We start from the raw sequence: 6,806 nt of genomic DNA, 5'->3' as shown, positions 1-6,806 counted from the left end.
GAAAGGCTAACCCGCCGCGACCAACGGCAACCCAGAAAACCCTACCCGGGGTGGGGCCGAATCAAACGACAAACCCGGGGCCAAATCAACTTGCTATTCCCACAGCGTTGTCGAGCCGCTGGCGCAGCGCGGTCACGAGCTCGACGGTCTCAGATGGCGCGGCTGTGGGGCTGTGGTGAGGGCGGCGGGATCGGGGCTCGAACGCGGCCTCGCCTTCGAGGCGCCATCGGGTCATGAGTTTCGAGATCCACCCTTGTGAAACGCCGTAGCGGCGGGCGACTTCGGACTGGCTTTGACCGGCAAGAACGGCGGTGATCACGAGGCGCTGTTTGCTCATGCCTCAGCCTGAGCGTATGCCTATGACCTGCGACAGGGTATTCCGATGTCGTGCGACACCCTATTCCTATGTCCTGCACCAGAACACTGTCAGCCCGACAATGGGGTTCTTCTAGATACTGTTCTAAGAACCTAAGGACATAAAAACCCTCCCGGGTAATCCGGGAGGGTTTTCCTCATTCATGGGCAGGTGCGTGGGAGCGAGTATGTGCCCTGCTGGGGTCGCAGCGGTGCCTGTGCGATGGGAAGAATGGTTGAGTTTTGCCGGTTCGGCGAAGCCATCGCGTAGGCACTAGTCCAGTCGGCGAAGCGCCTCGGTAGGTACGGGGAATGATTGCGTGAGCAATGATTCAAGCACGCCCCGCGCCGTTGACCGGGGTTAGTCCTTGCGCTTGTTGGCGGCCTTATCTTTCTTGTCAGCACGCTTCTCTTTGAGAGACTTGCTGGCTACAGTCTTGGCTGTGGCTTTCTTAGGTGATTTATCGGCCATGACGTTATCCTCCTATGAGCCGAATGGCTCGTTCCCCGAGCGTACCCCGCCAGCGGTGTCCGGTTATGTGTGCGCCGCGTGATTCAGACCGTATGCCGCTCACGCTCGATGCGGGCGAGTCGCACCCGAGCCGCATCTTCGCTCGAGGATGACGTGCCAAGAATTCGTCCGACAGAGCGCAGCACGATGCCCGTCGCCCAGATCACGGGCAGGGGTGATCGACGAAGGCCGAGCAGTACGCGGTGTTCTTCGGGCAACGAAGCGACAGCTCCCGCGAACAGCACCCTGTATGCGGGCAGCATCGATCGACGAAGTGGAGGATTCCGAATGAATCGCACGGCTTCGAGAACGCGATCGTCGCTCTTGAGTACCGGTCGGAATCCCTCGATCTGCGCTTTCAACTCAGCGCGGGATCGTGGCGGATGTTGCACCCCCACGAGCTCGCCGGCCGCCGCCCACTCATCTACGTACTGGTCGGCCCCACCCGGGATAGGTTTCCCCCACAGTTCGTGGCAGCCGAGGAAAGCGTCGGTGAAAACGGCGTGCACCCAGGAAAGTAGCTCTTGGTCGCCGGCGGTATAAGGGCGCTCGACGTCCTGCGCATCTATATAGGTTCCAGCGACCCTGGCGTGGTATTTGCCGACGCGCGATGACTCGAGTGTCGCCTGGTCGGTGCCGGCGAACGTGACCGTAATGAGCCACTGGATGGTGCCGGAGAGTCGCCCAAGCGGATCTTCCCTATACCTCGACCAGTCGTGAACGCCCGCCATCGCTCCGGGATGCAGCGTCTGCATAAGCAGCGCCCTGATTCCGGCAACGAGCGTTGCCATACCACCGTGCACCACCCAGGCGGCAGAATCGGGGCCAAAGAATCCGGCGTCGTCACCCTGTTCGATACGACTGACCCACCCCGGGCGCCCAGAACTTTCGCCGGAGAATGTCGTCAGAAGGTGCGATCGCCAGGAGTCTGAAATTCTACCCATATTCCGACGATAAACCGGATTGCTGGGAGGTTAGCCGAGCCCGTCAGGTAACCGGCCCGGCGGCTTCACCGTAGCTTGCCGCGAGTCGGCGTAGCCCTTCGTCGAGACTGACTGCGGGAGTCCAATCCAGCGCCTGACGGATGTCACGTTGATCGAACCAGTGCGCCGTGGAGAGCTGCTCGGCGAGAAAGCGCGTCATGGGCGGCTCGTCCGCCCCTGACCGTACGGCCCATACTCGCTCGATTACCGTGCCCGCGGTGCGCCCGAGTGCGGCCGGGATGCTCCATCGCGGAGGCCGCACACCGGCAGCGAGGCAGATGGCCGCCAGTATGTCGCCAACCGGGCGCGGCTCACCATTTGTCAGAACGTAGGCTTTGCCGTGTGCGACGTCGGCGCGGTGCAGTGCTGCGACGATTCCGGATGCTGCGTTGTCGATGTAGGTCGTATCGATGAGAGCGGTGCCACCATTGAGCAGGGGCAGACGTCCACGGCGAGCTCGGTCGACGATTCGGCCGATGATCTGGGTGTCACCCGGGCCCCAGACGAGGTGTGGACGGATGGCGATGACGCGCATCGCGGCGGAATCGCGGGCGAGCGCAAGCAACTCTGCCTGCGCTTTGGTGCGCGCGTAGTCTCCGCGGGCGCTTTCGGGCGACGCAGGTTCGGCGCCGACGCCTGCCAGTGCGGAGCCGGCGTGCGCGACCGACGGTGACGACACATGAACAAACCGGGATACCCCGGCGGTCTCGGCGGCGGAGAGCACTGTGCGTGTGCCCTCGACGTTGACGGTGTGGAACTCGCTCGCGTCTCCAGCCAGCGACACTTTTGCCGCGAGGTGGATGACGCCCTCTGCGCCTTCGATCGCGCGTGCGACGTGATCCGGATCGGTGATCGAGCCGAGGATGTCGGTGACGCCGTTCACCCCCGACGGTCGTCGCTGCAGAGTGCGCACTTCATGCCCGGCGGCGACAAGCTCGGCGGCGACAGCGCGACCGAGGAAGCCGGATGCTCCGGTGACGAGCACGATCATGGTGCGGTCGGCTTTCCGCCGGCGAGGAGACGCTCGGCCCATATGGATAGGCGTGATCGGTCGATCTTGGAGTTGTGGCGGATGTCGGTCGGAAGCTGGGGAACGGCAAGCACAGCAACCAGAGGAAGCGTGGTGCTCGCTCGCACCGCCGTTGTCAGCTCCGGACTGGCGAGCCCGGGTCGGTTGGTCGAGGGGATCGTTTCGACAACCGCGACAGCCTGCCGCAACCGGTGCGGGCCAACGCCGACGACGGCGGCACGGCGCACGGCCGAGACACCCTCCACGTCTTGCTCCGCACCCACGGGAGCGATCGGACCCGTCGCGCTCACAATGACGTGGGGCAGCCGGCCTTCGACCCATAGGCGACCAAGGTCGTCGAGGTGGCCGACGTCGCCGGTGCGATGCCAGCGCGCGCGGGGCGCATCCGCGGCATCCGCTGCGTCGCTTGCATCCGCTGCATCCGTGTCGATTTTCGTCTCACGAACAGCGGCACGATCGGTCAGCCACAACCGGTCGTAGTGGTCTTTCAGGTGTGGTGCCGAGACGATGATCTCGCCGAGAACGCCGGGCTCAGAACTCGGTGCACCGGTCGCGACACCCCCCTCGTCGAGCGCGCTGATGCGCACGAGGTTTGCGCCGATCGGCCTCCCCACGCAGACGCCAGCATCGGTGTCACCGGCGGCGGTGCGGATCCCGTCGAGTGTGATGTCAGTCACGAGGAGGCATTCGGTCATGCCGTAGGGCGAGTGCGGGGTCGCGTTGGGCATGAGTGCACCCAGCGACGCGAGTAGTTCTGCACCGATTGGCGCACCGGTGGAGAGGAAAGTGCGCACGCGCTCGAGTTCGCTGCGGTCCTGTGGGGTGAGATCCCCGGCGGTCGCTACAACGTTGAGAATTGCGGCGGGGGAGAGGAACACCATGCTGGCGCCGGATGCCTGCACTGCGGCCGCGACAGCGTGGGCAGTGAGAGTGCGAGGAGAGGAAACATCCATCTCGGGTGTCACCGATCGCGTGCCGAGTGCCGGACCCAACAGGGCGAACGGGGCGAACCCGGTCACGAGTCCGGTGTCGGCGGTTACTTCGAAGTGGCTCGCGAGCACATCGCGGAGGGCGGAGAGCTGGCCGTGGCGGTACACGACGCCCTTGGCGGGACCGGTCGATCCCGAAGTGAAAAGAATCGCAGCGTCATCCTCAGACCGCGGCGGGGCCGGGATGGGCGTATCAGCGCCGAGCGTGATGATGTCGCGGAGACTGTACGAGACGCCGAGAGTCGCGGCGGAGACCTTCGGCAGTCGCGCAGTGGAGATGCGCACTCCCGGCCAACCGAGCGTGCGCGCGGCGATGAGGCCGGGTGCTTCGCCGATGACGAAGTCTGGCCACGACCCGCGCACCGCACGGGTAAGTCCCTTGACTCCCAAACCGGCATCCGCGACGACGATGACAGCGCCGATTCGCAGACACGCGTAGACCACGGCGGTTAGGGTCGGACCGGGCGGGATAAGTAGCGAAACCCGCTGGCCTTTCTCTACGCCAATACTGGTGAGGCCGGCAGCGATCTGGCTTACGCGGTCAGCGAGTTGTCGCCAGCTGACCTGTTGCGGGCCGCGTCGTCCTCGCGTCGACATGTCGATCACGGCGGTTGCGGTGTCGTCGCGGCGTGCGTCGAGCTTGTGCCAGAGCGGCACGAAATTCGAATCGTCCAAGTCGGGGGAAACTGGTGCGACCGCTTGACGGGGCGAGGGTGAGGTCGAGCCAGGATTCGCGAGACTTGCGGCATTGTCGCTGAGCCAAGTCAGCACCGAGTCTGCATAGGGGGCGTCCTCGGCGACGAGGTGGCCTGCGCCCTCGAAGCGGTGCACATTGGCGTAGGGGAGGCGTTCGATGAGGTCGTCGAGGTAGTAGTCGCTGAAGATCGGATCGCGCGGGCCCCACAGCATGAGCGCAGGGAGGTCGAGTTGGGCGACACCCGCGGCGATGCGCTCGAGTTCGCTGAAGCTTTCGTGGTTTGCGTCGACCGGAATGTCGGCAACGAAGCCGCCAATTCCTTGGCGACGGGACGCCGTGCGGTACGGCGCGCGGTACGCATCCTTAACTGCCGCGTCGAGCGGAGCAGAGGTGAGTGCAAGTGTTGTCTCTAAGAACGCGGTGGTGCGAACGGTGGATGCTGCAAGCATCCCGCGAGCTCTGGCAAGCCGCAGCGGTGCGGGGATCGGTTTACCCTGCTCGTGATGCACGGCAGTGTTCAGCAGCATGACTCCGGCGAGTTGCGACGGGTGGTCGACAGCCCAGCCGAGTGACACGACACCGCCCCAGTCATGACCCAGCGAGATGACAGGCCCGGTGAGCGCGAGGGCGTCGGTGAACGCCGTGAGATCGGTGACCCGCTGCGCGAGGGGACGATGGATGCCGGTGCGTTCCGAGTACCCCATGTCGAGCTGGTCGACTGCGATGACCCGCCAGGCGGGCGACCCAGACTCTGCGGCCTGCGCCGACTGCGTGAGCAGGTCGCGCCAGTAGTACGACCAGGTCGGGTTGCCGTGGACGGCAAGGACCGTGCCGACGATGGGGACGCCGAGGTGAGCGAGTTCGTCGCCGGTGTCGAGATAGTGCCATTCGCGGCTTAGTCCCGCATCCGCTCCGCTACCGGGCACGGCGGTGATGTGGCTGAAGCGCGGGTCGAGTCCGGGCAGGTCGAGCGGGGGGTGGGAGGCGTGTTCTGTCACCATGCGAGTTCCATCATTGCGGTGTTGAGACCGGAGCCCACACCCATGAGAAGAACGCGGTCGCCCTTCTTGAGGGAATCCTGTGCTTCGACGAGGGTGATGGGGATCGATGCCGGGCCGACGTTGCCGTAGTGCGGGAAGGTGGTGGGCACGCGACTGGCATCGAGTTTCGCGGCTTTGACGATGGCGTTCGTGTGCACGGACGACACCTGGTGGGTGACGTACAGATCCATCGCTGACCAATCCCATTCGGTGGATGCTTCTTTCCACGCCGAGACGACGAGATCGAGGCCGCCTTTCAGAAGTGCTTTCGCATCGGTGAACATGCCGTCGACACTGCCGACGCAGAGTTCATGGAACTGTGTTGCCGCGCGTGTGACCCCGCCGAGGATTGGATGACCGGCCGGATGTTCGTCGGTGCGGCCGAGCACCGCAGCAGCGGACCCAGAGCCGAGCGTGAGCGACGCGAATTCACTCATGAAGCCGTCACGATCGCCATCCTGCTTCAGCAAGCGGTCGATGGTGTTGGTTTGGATGGCGTCAGAGTCTTCGCCATTGACGATGATCGCGTACCTGATTTGGCCCGATTCGATCATGTTCGCTGCGAGGTTCATCCCGCTCACGAATCCAAGACACGCATTCGCGACATCGAAGTTGATGGCAGAACTGGGGAGACCCAGTCCGTGATGCAGGCGCACCGCTACGGACGGCTCGAGGTGCTTTCGGCTGACGGAAGTGTTGATGAGAAGCCCGACTTCGGAGGCATCAACCCCGGCTTCTGCCAGCGCACGCTGACCTGCCGAGACGGTGGCGTCGTCGGATGTTTCTCCGGGAGCCCAATTGCGACGCTCAAGTACACCGGCCACCCGTTGCAGAAGCCTGCTGGGTAGAGCGAGACGGGAAAACGCCGGGGCGAGGCGCGCCTCGAGGTCAGCCGACGTCGTTACCCGGCTGGGTAATGTACTCGCAACCGACAGCAGTGAAACGTTGTCGAAGCGAGTGTTGGCATTTCCGGCCACGGAACCTCCGTCGAGAGAGCCAGACTGGCTCGTTAATCAAGAGGCCTAGTTTACGCGAGTCGGCGCAACCACGTCGACGCGGGCCGGCAGCCGCCGCGCGGTGAGACGCTTTGCAAACGCGGAGCAAACCCGGAAGACGCTCGGTAAGCGTCAGTATTTACTCTCAGGCATCGATCGACCTGGCGTCTGACTGCGCAGAACCGTCAGACGCAGAACTAGCAGACG

The 6,806-nt window shown here is 64.3% G+C and carries 5 protein-coding genes; all 5 read right to left on the bottom strand.

Annotation, left to right across the window (positions count from 1 at the left end):
- Positions 1–85: 85 nt before the first annotated feature.
- On the bottom strand, positions 86–337 hold the full coding sequence (locus ABD112_RS02810; protein ID WP_343922984.1) for a helix-turn-helix domain-containing protein: 252 nt from the start codon (positions 335–337) through the stop codon (positions 86–88).
- Between the two features lie 572 nt (positions 338–909).
- The gene (locus ABD112_RS02805) at positions 910–1,809 is read right to left on the bottom strand and encodes an oxygenase MpaB family protein (protein WP_343922982.1); all 900 of its coding nucleotides are present in this window, start codon (positions 1,807–1,809) and stop codon (positions 910–912) included.
- A 43-nt stretch (positions 1,810–1,852) separates the two neighbouring features.
- A complete protein-coding gene (locus ABD112_RS02800) occupies positions 1,853–2,839 on the bottom strand; it encodes an NAD-dependent epimerase/dehydratase family protein (RefSeq protein ID WP_343922980.1) in 987 nt (328 codons plus the stop codon).
- Entirely contained in the window at positions 2,836–5,565 is a 2,730-nt protein-coding gene (locus ABD112_RS02795) for an alpha/beta fold hydrolase (protein ID WP_343922978.1), read from the bottom strand. Before ABD112_RS02795 ends, ABD112_RS02800 begins: the two co-directional genes overlap by 4 nt.
- A complete protein-coding gene (locus tag ABD112_RS02790; RefSeq protein ID WP_343922976.1) occupies positions 5,559–6,581 on the bottom strand; it encodes a 3-oxoacyl-ACP synthase III in 1,023 nt (340 codons plus the stop codon). Before ABD112_RS02790 ends, ABD112_RS02795 begins: the two co-directional genes overlap by 7 nt.
- Positions 6,582–6,806 lie beyond the last annotated feature (225 nt).

The sequence above is a fragment of the Rhodoglobus aureus genome (genome assembly GCF_039527955.1).
Lineage (GTDB): Bacteria > Actinomycetota > Actinomycetes > Actinomycetales > Microbacteriaceae > Rhodoglobus > Rhodoglobus aureus.
The sequence above is the reverse complement of the archived record's forward strand: the minus strand, read 5'-3'. Positions and strand labels throughout refer to the sequence as shown.

Bases quoted from the DNA above. Each gene is read 5' to 3' on its own strand.
- ABD112_RS02810 (WP_343922984.1), bottom strand. From the start codon at position 337: ATGAGCAAACAGCGCCTCGTGATCACCGCCGTTCTTGCCGGTCAAAGC.
- ABD112_RS02805 (WP_343922982.1), bottom strand. From the start codon at position 1,809: ATGGGTAGAATTTCAGACTCCTGGCGATCGCACCTTCTGACGACATTC.
- ABD112_RS02800 (WP_343922980.1), bottom strand. From the start codon at position 2,839: ATGATCGTGCTCGTCACCGGAGCATCCGGCTTCCTCGGTCGCGCTGTC.
- ABD112_RS02795 (WP_343922978.1), bottom strand. From the start codon at position 5,565: ATGGTGACAGAACACGCCTCCCACCCCCCGCTCGACCTGCCCGGACTC.